14 protein-coding genes are annotated in these 18,253 nt (G+C 33.2%); 3 read left to right on the top strand and 11 right to left on the bottom strand.

Annotated features, from left to right (window positions below):
- Positions 1-35: 35 nt before the first annotated feature.
- The 10 genes from DUZ96_RS11450 to uvrC form a co-directional block, all read right to left on the bottom strand.
- Positions 36-2,651, bottom strand: coding sequence for a TonB-dependent receptor domain-containing protein (locus tag DUZ96_RS11450; protein ID WP_114302072.1), 2,616 nt, complete (start codon positions 2,649-2,651; stop codon positions 36-38).
- A gap of 163 nt (positions 2,652-2,814) precedes the next feature.
- Complete coding sequence (gene pgi / locus DUZ96_RS11445; protein WP_114302071.1) at positions 2,815-4,461, bottom strand: glucose-6-phosphate isomerase; 1,647 nt, start codon at positions 4,459-4,461, stop codon at positions 2,815-2,817.
- A gap of 3 nt (positions 4,462-4,464) precedes the next feature.
- Entirely contained in the window at positions 4,465-5,760 is a 1,296-nt protein-coding gene (locus DUZ96_RS11440) for a peptidoglycan DD-metalloendopeptidase family protein (RefSeq protein ID WP_114302350.1), read from the bottom strand.
- A gap of 9 nt (positions 5,761-5,769) precedes the next feature.
- Positions 5,770-6,705 carry a tryptophan 2,3-dioxygenase family protein gene (locus DUZ96_RS11435; RefSeq protein WP_114302070.1) on the bottom strand — a complete coding sequence of 312 codons (936 nt, stop codon included), beginning with the start codon at positions 6,703-6,705 and terminating at the stop codon, positions 5,770-5,772.
- Between the two features lie 3 nt (positions 6,706-6,708).
- Positions 6,709-7,503 (bottom strand): DUF3108 domain-containing protein, encoded by a 795-nt coding sequence (locus tag DUZ96_RS11430; protein ID WP_114302069.1) that lies wholly within the window; start codon positions 7,501-7,503, stop codon positions 6,709-6,711.
- Positions 7,504-7,674: 171 nt separating this feature from the next.
- Positions 7,675-8,835 (bottom strand): 4-hydroxyphenylpyruvate dioxygenase, encoded by a 1,161-nt coding sequence (gene hppD / locus DUZ96_RS11425; RefSeq protein ID WP_114302068.1) that lies wholly within the window; start codon positions 8,833-8,835, stop codon positions 7,675-7,677.
- Between the two features lie 4 nt (positions 8,836-8,839).
- Positions 8,840-9,331, bottom strand: a complete 492-nt coding sequence (locus tag DUZ96_RS11420) for a CCC motif membrane protein (protein WP_114302067.1) — start codon at positions 9,329-9,331, stop codon at positions 8,840-8,842.
- A gap of 21 nt (positions 9,332-9,352) precedes the next feature.
- Complete coding sequence (locus DUZ96_RS11415; protein WP_114302066.1) at positions 9,353-10,510, bottom strand: homogentisate 1,2-dioxygenase; 1,158 nt, start codon at positions 10,508-10,510, stop codon at positions 9,353-9,355.
- A gap of 174 nt (positions 10,511-10,684) precedes the next feature.
- Entirely contained in the window at positions 10,685-12,997 is a 2,313-nt protein-coding gene (locus DUZ96_RS11410; RefSeq protein WP_114302065.1) for a patatin-like phospholipase family protein, read from the bottom strand.
- Positions 12,930-14,723, bottom strand: coding sequence for an excinuclease ABC subunit UvrC (uvrC, locus tag DUZ96_RS11405; RefSeq protein WP_114302064.1), 1,794 nt, complete (start codon positions 14,721-14,723; stop codon positions 12,930-12,932). The genes DUZ96_RS11410 and uvrC overlap by 68 nt, the downstream gene beginning before the upstream one ends.
- 110 nt (positions 14,724-14,833) lie before the next feature.
- Here uvrC and rimK point away from each other — a divergent pair, with 110 nt between their 5' ends.
- From rimK to DUZ96_RS11390, 3 genes are read left to right on the top strand one after another with little or no spacing between them, the layout of a single operon-like run.
- Positions 14,834-15,709 carry a 30S ribosomal protein S6--L-glutamate ligase gene (gene rimK, locus DUZ96_RS11400; RefSeq protein WP_114302063.1) on the top strand — a complete coding sequence of 292 codons (876 nt, stop codon included), beginning with the start codon at positions 14,834-14,836 and terminating at the stop codon, positions 15,707-15,709.
- Positions 15,706-16,671: a succinylglutamate desuccinylase/aspartoacylase family protein gene (locus tag DUZ96_RS11395; RefSeq protein ID WP_114302062.1), complete on the top strand. Its 966-nt coding sequence runs from the start codon at positions 15,706-15,708 to the stop codon at positions 16,669-16,671. The genes rimK and DUZ96_RS11395 overlap by 4 nt, the downstream gene beginning before the upstream one ends.
- Positions 16,668-17,252, top strand: coding sequence for a 5-formyltetrahydrofolate cyclo-ligase (locus DUZ96_RS11390; protein ID WP_114302061.1), 585 nt, complete (start codon positions 16,668-16,670; stop codon positions 17,250-17,252). The genes DUZ96_RS11395 and DUZ96_RS11390 overlap by 4 nt, the downstream gene beginning before the upstream one ends.
- Here DUZ96_RS11390 and DUZ96_RS11385 read toward each other — a convergent pair.
- Complete coding sequence (locus DUZ96_RS11385) at positions 17,249-18,250, bottom strand: cellulase family glycosylhydrolase (RefSeq protein WP_114302060.1); 1,002 nt, start codon at positions 18,248-18,250, stop codon at positions 17,249-17,251. The two genes, DUZ96_RS11390 and DUZ96_RS11385, sit on opposite strands and share 4 nt — an antisense overlap.
- Positions 18,251-18,253 lie beyond the last annotated feature (3 nt).

Raw genomic sequence — 18,253 nt, 5'->3', positions numbered from 1 at the left:
TTAAGGTTGCTTTTTTATTCTTCTATGTTGATAGATTAGAAGTTGTAACGAATACTTGCGTTAAACGTTCTTCCAATACCTAAGTAGTAACCAAATGCATTTCTTTGGTTGATATAGGCAGTGTTGAATAAGTTATAAACGTTAGCTCTAAATACCATTGGATTATCTCCTAATGAGAATCTATAAGTTAAACCAGCATCTGCTAAAGTATAAGCCGGTAATCTAACAGATTCGTACTTTTCACCTGCCAAAGCCGCATCTACAACATCCTCTACGTCTACAAATTCATACAGATCTGTAAAAATATTGTAATCCATGTCAACAGATAGTCCTTCGCAAACATCTGCTCTAAATCCAAGACCAAATGATGTTTGAGGAGCATTACCAACTTTTACATCTGTTAATTCAAGGTTCCCATCAGTAACTAAGAAATCGCCAGTATCATCATTTTGTAAAGTATATGGTGTATCACCTTCATACTTCCAATTACCTAATGACCCATAACCTCTTAAGCTCCAGCCTGCGGCAACTGGCCTGTATTCAAAATCAAATTCTACACCCTGGTGTATTTGAGTTACGTCTGTAAATCTGTAAACACCAAACTCATCTAACGGAAGGTTTGTTCCAAAACTTAAGAATCTGTTACCCCATTCTGTTCTGTAGGCATCAACGTTTATTCTTAAAACGTCGTTTTTGAAACGATAACCTGCTTCTAAACCTAATATTTCTTCATTATCTACTTCTGGATCTACTAATTCATTTGAATAACGGATATCAGCAAAAACATTGTCTAAAAATGGTTGACGAGAAAAAGTACCTGCGTTGGCAAATACTGAGTGCTTATCATCAACATTATAAGCCAAGCCTCCCTTAACTTGATAACCTACTTTACTTAGTTTATCGGATTTGCCCAAGCCTCCTTCACCTCTTCCAGAAAAGAATCCTTCTCTCTGATAAGATTGTGTAGACAATGCTGCTTGAACAAATGCAGAAAAATTATCATTTGAATACTCTGCTTGACCAAATCCACCAAGATAACTGATAACTTCTTCATAATTTCTGTCATATCTCTGGTCATTATCAGCAAAATCAAACAATGTAGTCCAAGGATTTGCCTCAAATGTTTCAGAAATTACGTAATCATCAGGACGATCAGTTCTAAAATTATCTACATAACCATTAAGCCCGAAAGTATCTACTAATTGTCTAAAGTGAATACCATTATATGTTCTAGCATCTAAACCTACATTAAATGACCAATTTTCATTAGTCTCAATATTTAGATTAGATAGTAATCCATACCAATTATGGTTATTCATTGAAGCTCTCCTTAAGTAAGAATCACCAAAGTTACCATTACCATTAGCATCTGCAGTAGCGATGTTATTATCTTCGATAGCGTCAAAGTTAATTTCTCTTTCATTAAGACCAAAAATACCTACATCTTGGTTTCTAATACGACCACGACCAAGGTTTCCAGTTCCGCCACCACGGCCCCAAGATGCGTAAAGTACAGTAGATAAATCTAAACCATCTTTAATTTTCCAGTCCCAGTTTAAGTTGGCAACTGGCTTGTGGTAAAAGTTACGTCTTTCAGTAAAACGCTCACCTTCGTAAAAACCAGAGTTATCATTAGCCTTTTCACCATATGCTTCATAGAATTCTAGATCTTCAGAGAAGTTTTGGTCGTGCCATTGTGGTGCACCAGTTAATAAAAAGTTGAATGTGTTATTTTCATTTGGCTTGTAACCAACAGATATCATATAGTTTTGTCCTTGACCAGCAGTACCAATTGAGTACTTTCTATGTGCTTGCCAGTGATCGACCAACACAGAAAACGCCCACCCTTTATCATTAACACCAGAATTGTAATTGATAGTTCCTTTCATGTAGCTGTCATTACCAGTTAAGAATCTCACAAATCCACCTTTTCTCTTTTCAGTTGTTTTAGAAACAATATTTACAGTACCACCAACAGATGAGATAGCAAGTTTAGAAGATCCTAAACCTCTTTGTACCTGTACTGCATTAGCAACATCTGACATACCAGACCAGTTAGACCAGTACATTCTACCGTCTTCCATACCATTAATTGGCTGACCATTTAATAAGTATGCAGTGTTTGTTTGGTCAAAACCTCTTAAGAAAATCTGGCTATCACCAAAACCACCTGCTTGGTTAGAAACATAAACAGAAGGTGTGTTTTTCATAGACTCACCAAATTCTACGTTACCTGTTGCCTTAAGCTGAATGTCTTTACCTCTAATTGTCGATACTGCCACTGGTGTTTTTCTACCTTCAGCTAAATCGATAATTCCAGTACCAACAACAACAACCTCATCTAAGGTATTGTCTAAATTCAATACAATTGAACCAAAATCTGTATCACCATTAAATGGAAGTGTTTTAGATTCAAATCCAACATAAGAAATTATAATTTCTCCAGATCCTGATTGAGCAGTAATTGTGAAATTACCCTCAAAGTCTGTAGTTGCACCATTTGAAGTTCCATTAACAATTACGTTAGCTCCTGGAAGGGGTGCATTCATCTCTCCGTCAATTACCTTACCGGTAAGAGTACTTTGAGCAAAAGCCACTGTAGCAAATAATGTTAGTACAGTCGCAAATAAATAAGAGTTAAATTTTTTCATATAAAATTTAAGTTAATTAGTTTCTTTTTAGTGTTGCAAAATTACATATAACGATAGTTATAACATTAACTAATTGTTAAAAATTTTAACACCACAAATTAATTATTGATTCAATAACTATTGTGCGCACTTAATTTAATTATTAGAAACTTTTTAACAGTTTTTAGGAATTATTTTTATAAAAATCAACAAGTTGTTGAGTTGACGCATCGTGAAGATTGGCAACTGCATCATTATTCAACTCCTTTAATATGGTTTTAGCAAGCTGTTTTCCTAATTCTACACCAAATTGATCATAGCTGTAAATATTCCAAATAATGCCTTGAACAAAGATTTTATGTTCATACATCGCTATTAATTTACCGAGACTTTCTGGCGTAAGTTCATTGATTAGTATAGAAGTCGTTGGTTTATTGCCTTCAAATATTTTAAATGGAAGTAGTTCTTTTATTTTATCATCAGGCAAACCTTGACCTTTTAATTCTGCCAATACTTCTTTTTCAGTTTTACCATTCATTAATGCTTCGGTCTGTGCAAAGTAATTTGACATAAGCTTATCATGGTGGTCTGAATTTCCGTGTAAGGATTTTACAAAGCCAATAAAATCAGCAGGAATTAGTTTTGTACCTTGATGTATTAATTGAAAAAATGCATGCTGAGAATTAGTGCCTGGTTCACCCCAAATTATAGTCCCTGTTTCATATGTTACAGGACTACCTGATCTATCAACACTTTTCCCATTACTCTCCATTATCCCTTGTTGTAAATAGGTAGCAAATTGATTTAAATATTGTGTGTAAGGAATTATTGCCTCACTTTCTGCATTGAAAAAATTATTATACCACACCGTTAGTAGAGCAGAGATAACAGGTATGTTCTGATTGAAATTCGCCGTTTTAAAATGAACATCCATTTTATGGGCACCATCTAAAAGGCTTTCATAATTCTCATAGCCTAGAGCTAAACTAATAGATAAACCAACTGCACTCCAAAGTGAAAAACGACCACCAACCCAATCTTTCATAGGAAAGATATTGTTTTCTTTTATTCCAAACGCCTTGACACTGTCTATGTTTGTAGAAACTGCAACAAAATGATTGGCCACTGCCTCTTGAGGTAAAGACTCTAAAAACCATGATCTAATTGAATTTGCATTTGATAAAGTCTCCTGAGTAGTAAATGTTTTTGAAACAATTACAAATAAAGTGGTTTCTGGATTTAGGGATTTTATAATTTCTTTGTGGTGATCTCCATCTACATTACTTACAAATTGGGTATTTAAATGATTTTTGTAATACTGTAAAGAATCTACAACCATAGCAGGTCCGAGATCAGATCCTCCAATACCAATATTTACTACGTCCGTAATCGCTTTACCGGTAAATCCTTTATGCTCTCCAGAGGACACAGAATTAGTAAACTCCTTAATTTTTTGCTTTATTTCAAAAACACCAGGAATTACATTAGACCCTTCTACAAGCGTTTCTGAATCTTTACTACTTCTTAAGGCAGTATGTAAAACAGCTCTACCCTCAGTTGCGTTAATAATATCTCCTCCAAAATATTTTGACATTGCATCTTTTAAGTCAACGTCATTTGCTAAATCGGTTAATAAATTTAAAGTTTCCTGAGTAATTCTATTTTTTGAAAAATCTACATAAAAATCTTCCCATTGAATCATTAAATCCTTTGCTCTATTGGGATCAGCCTCAAACAAATCTCTTAAATGTCTGTGTTCTATATTTTTAAAATGCGATTGTAGTTTATTCCATGACTTAGTAGAAGTCGGATTAGTTGATTTTAATGCCATTATTTATAAAATTGGATCTTCAGTAATTGTGGTTTCAACTTTCTTAGGTTCTGCTTCCAAGAAGAAAATATTATCCAATTGCTGTTTAATAGGTTTAATATGTCTTAAAAATCTTATTTTAAGACTATCTGATATCGGTTTTGCTTCAGGTAATTTTTGTTTAAAAGGATCTACTTGTCGTCCGTTTTTCCAGAAGCGGTAACAGACATGTGGACCACCTGTATTTCCAGTCATACCCACAAGACCAATGACATCGCCTTGTTTTACAAAATCACCTTTTTTTACTGTTTGCCTACTCATATGCAAGTATTGTGTGGTATAGGTGTCGTTATGGCGAATTTTAACGTACTTACCGTTACCGCCTCGTCTAGTAGATTCAATTACAGTTCCATTTGCTGTAGCCATAATTGGCGTTCCTACTGGTGCAGCAAAATCAGTACCCTTGTGAGGTCTTACTCTATTACCATAATACGCAATACGACGTTTGAGATTATAACGTGATGAGAGTCGACCGAATTTTACAGGCATTTTTAAAAAAGCACGTCTTAAATTTTTTGCCTTGTCATTAAAATAGTCTCTAATGCCTTTTATAGAATCCGTTAAAAATTCAAATGCATACAGTGAATCTCCTTTATGCTCAAAATAAGCAGCCTTCACATCATGCACTCCTGCATAAATAGAATCTGAAATATATTTATCTGTATAAATTACCTTAAATCGATCACCTTTTTGTAGCCTTCTAAAATCGATTGTCCAAGCGTAAATATCATCAGCCATTTTATATGCCAATACCTGGCTTATTCCTTTTTGATCAAGAGTTTCAGAGATATTATTCTCTATTACTCCAGTGGCCGTTTTCTCTACATATGTAATTGGTTTTTTACTAGTGTATGCTTCAATCGAATCCTTAAAATTAATTACAACGTAATCTTCAATATTAGGTTGATAAATAAATGTAGATGGTATTTCTAGACTATCTTTAGAACAAAGTAGCGTGTATGGCTTTCCAGGTATTAATCTCCTTGCAATATCAAAAGTATCCTTAGCTTTCTCTGCAATCTCAAAAATCTTAGGATAACCTATTTTATTACGTTCCATTATTTCACCAAAGCTGTCACCTTTTCTAATGGTATCACGTTTTACTACATAGTCATTAAGATTAAATCCGAACTCTAGGATTTTCTTTTCTTCAACTACCTCGGCAATATCCTCTTCAATTTCCTTTGCCGAATCATCATTCTTACAATTAATTAGAACTAATCCTATTCCGGCTAATGCTACTAATCGTTTAAACTGCATTAAGTACATTTATTTTATGTTGTTTCCCCAATTTTTTAATTCTTCCTCGGTCCATAAATCTGGGAAGAAAATTCTTCTCTGATATTTTGGATGCATATATTTCTTCCAATCACTACCACCCGTAGCCTCTCCATCACCCAATCCGCTTTCTATATAATGCTTCGCCGCGTTGTAATGAGCCATTACCCATGTGACGTTTACCGTATAATCAAAGTGCCTCATTGCTTTGACTAAATCATTATCGTTTTGGTCTGATTCTGGCAATTCCTTGAAACGTGTCCAAAGATTTTTAGTATTGTAATTTTCCATAAACCTTAAAAACTCGTCTTTATAACGCCGCTCAAAATTAATTAAAAGTGTGGATTTTTTACCTGTTTTATGATCTTTTCCTGCAGCTTGCCAATAAAGATGCTCAAAGGCGTGAGTATAAGGTGTATCTCTATTAATTGTAGATCTAAAACGGTAATCAATTAGATTGATTAATTCAGTAGACGCAAATTCAATAAATCTATATTGTGCACTTTGAAAGCCACTTGCAGGAGTAAGCGTATATCTAAACTTCATATACTGCCCTACTTCCATACCCTCTCTCATAATATTAAATGAGGTAGTAAGCATATCGAAATAACGACTGATTCGCATTATCTTATTTTCAAAAAAAGTAACATCCAAATTTTCTTTTTCTGCTACTTGTGAAATTTCCCAAAGAATCATTTTGAAAATAAGTTCATTAATCTGATGATATGCAATAAACACCATTTCATCAGGCAAAGTAGTTCTTTGAATCTGAAGGTTTAAAAGTGCATCCGTTTGTATATAGTCCCAATATGTAATCGGCTTGCTATATAGCAAGCCGTATAAATGATCATCTGTATCTTGATCTATTTTCTCGTACTTCTCTTGAAGTTTCTTTATAATATCGCTGTAATTGGGTTGGTCTTCCATAATTTAATCGTCAATTTCTAGCTGAAAAGAATGCTTTAGCCCTTTAAATGCTTCTAAATCTGCTCTTAAAGAACCTATGGCAAGGTCTGCCTTAATTTTTAAAGGAATCTTATTTTTATCTGAACTCACCCATAATGTCAAGCTTTCCTCCTCTTTAAAAACACGTCCTGCCATTACGTATGGTCTAAATTTTAAGGTTTTTACTTTCACTCTAGATCCATTAATCTCAATTTTAATGCTTTCCCTTCCTAAATATTTAAGTTTAAAACCATAATTCTCTTCATCAAAAAACATCGTAGTTTTAATTTCATCACCTTCTTTTAGCGCATCAATATCAATGTTATTTCTTAGATAATAATACATTGACACCATATCCTGCACATCACGTTCAGTGGTTATGGTTGTAACTTTTTTCCTTTTTTTATTATTGACAATTGCCTTTTGTTCTTGATGATTAAAGTTGATTTCGATATCCTTTGTATGACCACCTTCATCAATTTTTCTAATGAATTTGTAAGGAGCACCTGTATTTTTATCAAAATAACTCTCATAGCGATCCCTAACTTTAAAAAAAGCATTGATTAACCCAGTGGTTTTACCCTTACCAACAACATGGAACACAGGCTTACCCTTTAATACCTTTTCATCTATTTTCAAAGTTGCTTCACCAGCCTTTAACCAGCCACTATAACTCATCTTAAATTTAAACCATTCTCCTTTTTGGAAAGCAGTGTCCTTCTGGACTCCAGGCGTTCCCAGCCCAGCAAAAAATAATAATATTACAAAAATATATTTCATAACTCTTCTAATGTAAATGTAAATAATGTACCACATTAAATGTGTTACAATAATCTTAATAAATCTAAACTAGCTTCTAGTTTACATTTATGGCATTCACAATTACTATTCCAAAAGTATTAAATCATAAAAACACATCCCAAAAACGAACATGAAAATGAGTATATTATCTTAAAGAGTTCCTCTTTTTGCTTGTTCTCTCTCAATAGACTCAAAAAGTGCTTTAAAATTACCAGCTCCAAATCCTTTTGCACCCATACGCTGAATTATTTCGAAGAATAAGGTTGGTCTATCTTCCACAGGTTTTGTGAATATTTGCAACAGATACCCTTCTTCATCTGCATCAACTAAAATTGAAAGCTTTTGAAGTTGTTTTATATCTTCTTTCATCATTTCCATATGTACACCTAATCTTTCAGGTATCATATCATAATATGATTGTGGAGGTGGTGGTAAAAATTCTACACCACGTGCTTTCAGTTGAGCAACAGTTTTGATAATATCATCCGTTGCCACCGCAATATGCTGAACACCAGAATCTTCATAAAAATCAAGATACTCCTCAATCTGTGATTTTTTCGCTGCCTTAGCAGGTTCATTAATTGGAAACTTTATCCTGCCATTACCATTACTCATAACCTTGCTCATTAATGCCGAGTACTCGGTATGAATTTGCTTGTCGTCAAAAGATAAGAAGTTTACAAACCCCATAACATCCTCATACCATTTAACCCATTTATTCATTTGGCCCCAACCAACATTACCTACCATATGGTCAATATATTTTAGACCAACTGGTTCAGGATTATAATCACTTTTCCATTCTACAAAGCCCGGAATAAAAACACCATTATAGTTTTTACGTTCAACAAACATGTGAACAGTTTCTCCATATGTATATATTCCCGATCTTACAACTTCTCCATATTCATCCTTTTCTACTACAGGTTCCATGTAAGACGTAGCGCCTCGTTTTATTGTTTCCTCATACGATATACTTGCATCATCAACCCAAAGTGCAATTACTTTAACTCCATCACCGTGTTTTACAATATGATTATTTATTGAAGATTGACTATTTAGAGGTGTTGTAAGTACAAGTCTTATTTTATCTTGTTTTAAGACATAGCTCACGGAATCTTTAGATCCGGTTTCTAATCCTTTATAGGCATAAGACTGAAATCCAAATGCGGTTTTGTAAAAATGTGCTGATTGCTTTGCATTTCCAACATAAAACTCAACATAGTCCGTCCCTAAAAGAGGCATAAAATCTTGAGCCTCATCAAATATTTTTTCTAAGCCATAGTTAACGCTTTTAACTTCTTTTGCCATAATATTAATTAATTTCTTGTTCTATTTCTACTGATTTATCTTCAATTAAAGCATCTATATTCACCGAATCTTGTTCTTCTTCTAAATAGTATTCTTCCTTACTAGTTTCTGTTGAATCGATTTCGAATTCATAATCGTAATAACCATCTGAACCGGTATTATTTCGAATTTCATCAAAAATTTCCGAAGACAACATTGTCCCATAAAAAGCAATGATACCTATAGAAATTAAAACCACAAAGCCATTGATTACAATGCCTATTATATTTAAGATTTTTGCCGTGTTTACATTACTTGCAGATTGCTGTGAAAATGCTTCTGGGTTTTGTCTATACTCTTTTAAACTTCTATTTGCAGAAATCAAACCAACAATTGCCAACACCAATGGAATAATGGCCGTAATACCGTAACAACAACAACCAGCTATTCCTAAAACAAGTGATAAAATTCCGAGTACAAGTGCTAATGGATCTGCTGCTAACTTACTATTATTCATAAATGTTTAAATTGAATTTATTTATTCTAACCAAGACTTAAAGTAATCTTCATCGGCTATTTTTAGAGCTTCCTCAGTCACTTTTAATGGTTTAAAAGTATCTACCATAACAGCTAATTCATCAGTTTTTACTTTGCCAATACTTCTTTCCATCGCACCAGGATGGGGGCCATGCGGTATTCCTGCAGGATGCAATGAAATATGACCTACTTCTATATCGTTTCTACTCATAAAATCACCATCTACATAGTATAGTACCTCATCACTATCTATGTTGCTATGGTTATATGGTGCAGGAACCGCTAATGGATGATAGTCGTATAGCCTAGGCACAAAACTACAAACCACAAATGCATCTGTTTCAAAAGTTTGATGCACTGGTGGTGGTTGGTGTACTCTTCCGGTTATTGGTTCGAAATCATGAATTGAAAATGCATAAGGATAGTTATAACCATCATAACCTATCACATCAAATGGATGGGACGCATAAACCATTTCTATGATTTCATCTTGTTTTTTAATCTTAATTAAAAAATCACCTGATTCGTTATAAGTCTCTAGTTCTTGCGGCTGACGTAAATCTCTTTCACAAAATGGAGAATGCTCTAACAATTGACCAAACCAATTACGATAGCGCTTTGGTGTATAAATGGGCCTATAGGATTCTACAATAAACAATCTGTTGTCTTCTGTATCAAAATCCATTTTATAAATAATACCTCTCGGTACTAAAAGATAATCTCCATATTTAAAATCTAGATTACCCAACATGGTTCTTAATTTTCCAGTTCCTTTATGGACAAAAATGAGTTCGTCTGCATCTGTGTTTTTATAAAAATATTCTCTTGTAGATTCTTTAGGTGCAGCCAAAATAATGTTGCAGTCGCTATTGGTTAGAATAGTTTTTCTACTATCTAGATAATCATTCTCAGGTTTAACTTTGAATCCATGTAAACGATAAGATTGAATATTGTTGGCTTTAGCCACTTTTGGAGCTACACTGTATTGAGACCTAATTTCTTTTACCTGTGTTGGTCTTTGTTCGTGGTAACTGTTAGTGGACATTCCATCGAATCCTATGGTACCGAACAACTGCTCGTAATAATAGTCACCATTCGGTTTTTTAAATTGAGTATGTCTTTTTGGTGGAATTTTTCCAAGTTTATGATAAAACGGCATTTCTTTTAGTTTAAAAATTGAATTAATTATACACTGAAACGTGTAAACTATACAGACTTAAAGGTACAAAAAATGCATATCTATTCTGGGTTCCTTTTTATTAGGAAATGTAAGTGAAGTTTAATATCTGCCCAGAATACTATCATACTGATGTAAAGTTGAGAATTTTTAATTTTAAAACCAAAATCCAAGGTTAAAAAACCAATAAGAATTACCTGTTTCTGGTGAATAGGTGAATTTACCCTCTAATGGTCCTAAAAATGTCTCTAAGGAGTAGCCCAATGCATAACCAGTGTAATCTGGTGCAGACAACCAATTACCTGTTTCAAATAGTCTGTTTTCTACATTTCCATAATTTGCCGCCAATAATAAATGATGATTATTAAATAATTCATAATCTAAAGTAAAGATTGCCTTTACGAAGCTATCTCCTGTAATTTCAAAATAATCGTAACCATAAAACGAATAAATATTATTTATAAAGTTTCTACCGTAACCACCTAAGGCAAAATTAAGGGAATTGGTTGAATCGTCTCCTAGCTTAAAACCTCCCTGCGTTTCAACCTTAAATGCTACATTATTAGAAAAACTGAAAGCATAGCCAATATCAGCTTTGGTGATGGAAAAAGGTTCAAAATTTTTATTAAATCCAGAAGCTCCCAAATACCAATGAAAATCTCCATTAAAATAAAAACCACTTTTTGGAAAATATGGATTGTCATAATCGTCAAAAACTAAATTACCATAAAGGCTAAAGTAATCGGAGTTTTCAAAAGTGATTTCATCATCTTGATCTTCCTCTAAAAGTGTTTCTGAAGTAATTTTAAGACGTTTGTATTCACCTCCCAATCTCAATGCAAAATCTTTTCTAAATATAGTCTGTAAATAAACCTGATTGGTAAAATCATTTAAATCTATATCAATTTTATTCAGCGATTCTAATAATGGTGAATCATTGTCTAGTGCGAGACCTGGATTCACACCTTTGCTAAAGTGATTGAACCGCGATTTTAATCCAATACTGATATAAAAACCTTTATCAATGAAATAATCAAAATTATATCTAGAATTATCTCCTAAAATAAAATCTAATGAGGCTAAATCGTTTTTAAACAACAATCTTTGCTTGGTAATATTTGCCAGCGCTGCACTTTTATACAATCCATCATAGTGTACACCCAATTTCAAAAATGTTGTGTTATCTGATTCTTTAATATTACCAACCAATTTAAATGTCGAATCATTTTCAGTTGACTTAAGTTGATAACGAAATGTGTCAAAGTTATTTGTTGCTATAAGGTTATTAATTCCTTTTTTGAATTTTGAATAACTTATTTTTTCTTCACCCTTAAATTTCAACTTCCCAATTACATATGAACGGGTAAAACGATCCATACCATTTATGCTAACAGACTCTATTCTTAAACTGTCTAACAGAATTATTTGTGATCTTTGGTTGAAATTATCCTGATTATCTCTAACTTCTATTAACTCATTTAATTTTGCTTTGGCTGCTAATTCACCATTTTCAATAATATCTCTACCTTCATCAAATGAAATCACCGAGAAATCTGTTATGTCTGGTTTAATATAAATATCTGTTAATGGTGCCTTATTTTTCATCGCGTTGATGGTGCGAAAATTATTTATTTGTAGTAATATCTCAGGTGCCGATTTTAATGATTCTCTGTCTTTTAAAGCATCTTGTACATCCACACCAATGATAATATCCATTCCTCTTGCCCTTAGCTCTTCCACAGGGAAATTATTGGTAACACCTCCATCTATTAAAATTTGATCATCAATAACAACAGGTTCAAATAAGGATGGTAAAGCACCACTAGCTGTTACGGATTCTGCTAAACTTCCCCTATCCATTATAATTGATTCGCCAGTTTCAATATCTGTAGCAACACAAAAAAATGGAATAGGCAGTTGACTAAAATCATTTATTTCCTTAACAGGTAACATTAATTGATATAGTAGGTTATAGACGTTCTGACCTCTAGATAAAGCCGAAGGAAGACTAATTTTTAAATTTTCAAAGGGTAAGCTTACAGCATATTTTTCGGCATTCTCTCGTTCATAAAATGTTTTTGAAGACCTCTCAAATTCATCGTTAATTAATACATTAAAATCTTGACTATTAAAAAACGCTTCTAGCTGTTTGCCTGAGTAGCCTGTAGAATACAATGATCCTATAACTGCTCCCATACTTGTTCCAGCGATATAATCAACCTCTATACCTAAGCTATCAATCACTTTTAAAACTCCGATATGTGCAAATCCTTTAGCACCTCCACCACTTAGCACCAATCCCACTTTTAGCTCTTCCTTTTTTTGAGCAAATACAGAAGTATTAACTATTAATCCTAATAATAAAACTAGAATAACAATATGTTGCCCTACTATTTTCACTCTATTCTTTGTGATAATAATTGTAAATTTTATTTGCTCTTGAAACACCAACCACGTTTTCCAATTCATCTAATTTGGCATTTGCAATTCGTTTCACTGTTTTAAAGTGTTTCATTAAATCTATTATAGTTTGCTCACCAACACCTGAAATATTTTCAAGCTCTGTAGTTAGTGCGCTTTTACTCCTTCTGTTTCTATGATGTTCTATACCAAAACGGTGCGCCTCATTTCTTAATTGCTGAATAATTTTCAGTGTCTCGCTTTTCTTGTCTAAATATAGTGGAATTGGATCATCTGGATAGAATAATTCTTCTAAACGCTTGGCAATACCGATAATTGCAATTTTACCTCTTAAGCCCAATAAATCCAAACTTTTAAGGGCAGAAGACAACTGACCCTTTCCTCCATCAATTATTATCAATTGAGGCAATGGTGCGTCTTCTTCAAGAAGTCTTTTATATCTTCTGTGAACTACCTCTTCCATAGAGGCAAAATCATCTGAGCCCTCTACAGTCTTAATATTAAAATGCCTATAATCTTTCTTACTAGGTTTTCCATTTTTAAAAACAACACATGCGGCAACCGGATTTGTCCCCTGAATATTTGAATTATCAAAGCACTCAATATGTCTAGGTTCTTCAGATAATCTCAAATCAGCCTTCATCTGCGCCATTATTCTATTGGCATGTCTATCTGGATCAACTATTTTTATTTGCTTTAGCTTATCTATGCGATAGTACATGGCATTTCGTTTAGATAAATCAACTATACTCTTTTTATCACCAAGCTTTGGTATGGTTACTTTCACATCTTCACCCAAATCAACCATTGTTGATACATATATTTCTTTAGAGTTTGAATTGAACCTTTGTCTAATCTCAGTGATGGCAAGTTCTAGAAGCTCCTTATCAGATTCTTGTAATTTCTTTTTTAACTCAAGAGTGTGAGATCTTATTATTGATCCATAACTCAATTGTAAAAAATTAATATAAGCATACGTTTCATCACTAACAATGGAGAAAACATCAACATTGCTGATTTTAGGATTTACAACTGTAGATTTAGATTGATAGTTCTCTAAAATTTCTAGTTTTTCTTTGATTTTTTGTGCATCCTCAAATTCCATATTCTGTGCATGCACTCTCATCTGTTTCCTAAATTGTTGAAGTGAATCTTTAAAATTACCTTTCAGTATTTCTCTTATTGCTTTGATATTAGAATGGTACTCTTCCTCTGTTTCTTTTCCTTCACAGGCACCTTTGCAATTTCCTAAGTGAAACTCTAAACAGACTTTATATTTTCCGGCTTCAATTTTGGGTTCTGAAAGATGGTAATTACATGTTCTTAACTGATAAAGCCCCTTTATTAACCCTAACAGCGTCTTTACCGTTTTCATACTTGTATATGGACCAAAATATTCTGATCCATCTTTTATTACCCTTCTTGTAGGGAATATTCTTGGAAACCTTTCGTTTTTAACGCAAATCCAAGGATAAGATTTGTCATCCTTAAGCATTACATTGTACTTAGGTTGATATTTCTTGATTAGATTATTCTCTAATAACAATGCATCATTTTCAGTTTCAACGACGATATGCTTTATTGATTTAATATTTTTTACTAAAACCCTAGTTTTACCATACTCGTGGTTTTTGGTAAAATAACTACTAACCCTTTTTTTAATATTTTTAGCCTTGCCTACATAAATAAGATTCTCATCGTTATCAAAATATTGATAGACGCCAGGTTGGTGTGGTAAGGTTTTAATTTGAATTTCTAAAGCAGTATCTGACATTAATTCAAAGGTATAAAAAGTAAGTAGTAATGCGCACTTAAAGTTTATGAGTTGTTTAAATTTGATGAACTCCAAATACTTGATTAACTTTAGCCTTTTAAGCATTGCCAATGAATATCGTTATCCTTTCAAGAAACGAAAATCTGTACTCCACAAAGCGTCTTATTCAAGAAGGTGAAAATAGAGGTCATGATATTGAAATTATTGATCCTCTTAAATGCGATATTATAATTGAAAAAGAAAAACCTACTATTTATTACAGAGATCGTTATCTAGATTATGTAGATGCCATTATTCCAAGAATTGGTGCTTCAGTTACCTTTTTTGGATGTGCTGTTGTAAGACAATTTGAAATGATGAATGTATTTACAACAGTAACTTCTGACGCTATTCTGAGAAGTAGAGATAAACTCAAGAGTTTCCAAAGGTTATCTAAAGCTGGTATCGGTATGCCAAAGACTGTTTTTACAAATTACTCAAGAGATGTTGAGGAAGTATTAGACCATGTTGGTGGGCCACCAGTAATAATTAAGTTGCTTGAAGGAACCCAAGGATTGGGTGTGGTGTTGGCAGAATCAAGAAACGCGGCAGAATCAGTGCTTGAAGCATTTAATGGATTACAAGCTAGAGCGTTGGTACAAGAATATATCGAAGAAGCAAAAGGTGCTGATTTAAGAGCATTAATAGTAGATGGGCAAGTTATTGGTGCTATGAAGCGTCAAGGACGAGAAGGGGAATTTAGATCTAACCTACATAGAGGTGGTAGCGCTAATTATATTAAACTTACTGAAGACGAAATTAAGTTAGCCATAAAAGCATCTAGAGCTTTAAAACTTCCTGTCTGTGGTGTAGACATGTTGCAGTCCAAAAGAGGACCATTGATTATGGAGGTTAACTCTACGCCAGGTTTAGAAGGTATTGAAAAGGCAACACAAAAAAATATAGCAAGAGCAATAATCACTTTTATTGAAAGAAACAGAAAATGAGTGAAAAGGAAATACTCCATATTTTAGGTACAAAAGTTCCCTTAGGAGAAAGTGCAAAGGTGAGCTTTAATGTTGCAAAGTTACATACTCAAAATACCATTGATGTTCCTATAATAATAGAGAGGTCAAAAAAACCAGGGCCTACTGTTTTAATAACTGCCGGTATTCATGGTGATGAAGTTAATGGCGTAGAAATTGTTCGTCAAATCATTGCAAAGGGCATAAACAAACCAAAGAAAGGTACAATTATCTGTATTCCTGTGATAAACGTTTTTGGTTTTATACATATGGATCGAGAATTTCCTGATGGTCGCGATTTAAATCGGGTTTTCCCAGGTGGCAAAAATGGATCTTTGGCAAGTAGAGTTGCGAATAAACTAATGACCGAAATTGTTCCTCATGCAGATTTGATTTTAGACTTTCATACTGGTGGTGCAGATAGATTTAACGCTGCTCAAATAAGAATAGTAAAGAATGAAGTTGTTTTAGATGAATTAGCAGAAATATTTGGTGCTCCTATCATTTACTATTCAAAAAATTTAAATAAATCCTTTAGAAACACATGTTACAAACTAGGTATACCAATGCTCTTGTTTGAAGGTGGTAAATCATTTAACATAGATAAAACCATAACTAACACTGGTGTAAATGGAACAAAACGCGTATTAGATCATCTTGGAATGCTAAAAAGCAATTTTAAGGTTTCCAAACCAAAAAAGAGTTGTGTAAAAATTGTAGAAAGCAAATGGATACGCGCTAATCATTCAGGGATGTTTAAACCAAATAAATCTGTAAACACAATCATTAAAAAAGGAGATGTACTTGGGCATATAACTGACCCATATGGAAGCTTCAATCATTTTGTAAAAGCACCCAATAATGGTTATTTATTTAATGTTAATGAATCTCCAATAATTTATCAAGGTGATGCCATTTTTCATATATCTACAAAATTAGAGTGACTAAATCTGAAATTAGAAAAAAATATAAATCGCTTCGAAAATCCCTTTCAGAAAGTGAAATAGACAATAGAAGCTTAGCCATTTCCAATGAGCTTTTAAAACTTAGCATTTGGGGTAAATCCTTCTATCATATTTTTTTAACCATAGAAGAACAAAAAGAAGTTAACACCGAATATATTTTGAATATACTTTCTGGCAAGGATAAAAATATAGTTATTTCTCGAAGTAATTTTGAAGACTATTCTATGTCCCATTTTCTCCTTTCAGATAGCACTAAGCTTAAAAAAAACAAATACAATATTCCTGAGCCAATTGATGGAATAGAAATTTCTATTTCTAAAATTGATGTGGTATTTGTTCCGCTTCTCGCATTTGATATAAATGGCAACAGAGTTGGTTATGGTAAAGGCTTTTACGACCGTTTTTTAGAGGCTTGTAAATCAGATACCATTAAAATAGGTTTGTCGTTTTTTGAAGCCGAAACAGAATCCATTGATACTTCAAGAAATGATATTAAACTCGATTACGGTATTACACCCGCAAAAATCTATAAGTTTAATAATCCTGAAACTAATTCTTAGCGTTCTCTGCGGGCGATTTCATTGTACAAACTTCCCCAATTATTATTATTAAAATTATTTGGCAATCCTTGCGAAGTCAATAATGCATCTTGGTCAGTTTCATCATATTTCCATAGCCATGCGGCAAACGAAATATCCTTAGAAAAAATGATATTCAAGAATGGTTCAGGATCCATGAGAACTCCTGAGTTTACAGGCGCAACTTCACCTATAAATATTGGAAGATTAGCATCAATCAAACTATCAATTCTGTGACTTATATTTTCTTGCGTTTCTAATAACCACTTCTCATATGCATGAATATCAAATAATACATTTTGATTATTCGTCAAGAAATTTTGACCTTCACTCAGTAATACACTTTCATCTTGTCCTTGTTCTGCACAAGGAATTAAAATAATGTTATCGTTACCTGCATCTCTAATAACATTGTAAAGTTCATGCATAGTAGATGTCCATATTTCATCTGTATAACCATCTAAACGGTCAAACCTGTATGGTTCATTCCAGACTTCAATCCAAACATCGGGTTGATCCTTAAATTGTTCAGCCCAACTAGTTAATTTTAATTTAAAATCAGACCAGAATTCAGTCTGAGTTGGAAACTTGCCTGTAAATAAACTTTCTTGTTGTCCATTCCATCCAAAAGGACACAATATAGTAACTAAATTATTGGATCTATTATCATCTACAATTTCTTGCAAAGCGTATAAAAATTGACCATTAGAATCCTCAATTGGAAATCCCGTTAATGGGTTTTCACTAACATTACCAATAAACTCTCTTACTATATCCAAATTCCAAGAAACCATATCAGAGCTTCCTGTTGCGAAAGTATGTAGGGCAGTTGCACCTAATAATTGAACCGCTCTGCCATTCTTATGAATTTCATTTCCTAAAATTTCGAAAGTATTATCCCCATTATCATTACCATCTTCATTACTACAAGAAAATAAAGTAACACCTATGAAGAGTAAAATTTTTATCTGATATCTCATTAA

The organism is Winogradskyella sp. KYW1333 (assembly GCF_003335675.1).
In the GTDB taxonomy this organism is placed as follows: Bacteria; Bacteroidota; Bacteroidia; order Flavobacteriales; family Flavobacteriaceae; genus Winogradskyella.
This window is presented reverse-complemented; position numbering and strand designations above follow the sequence as displayed.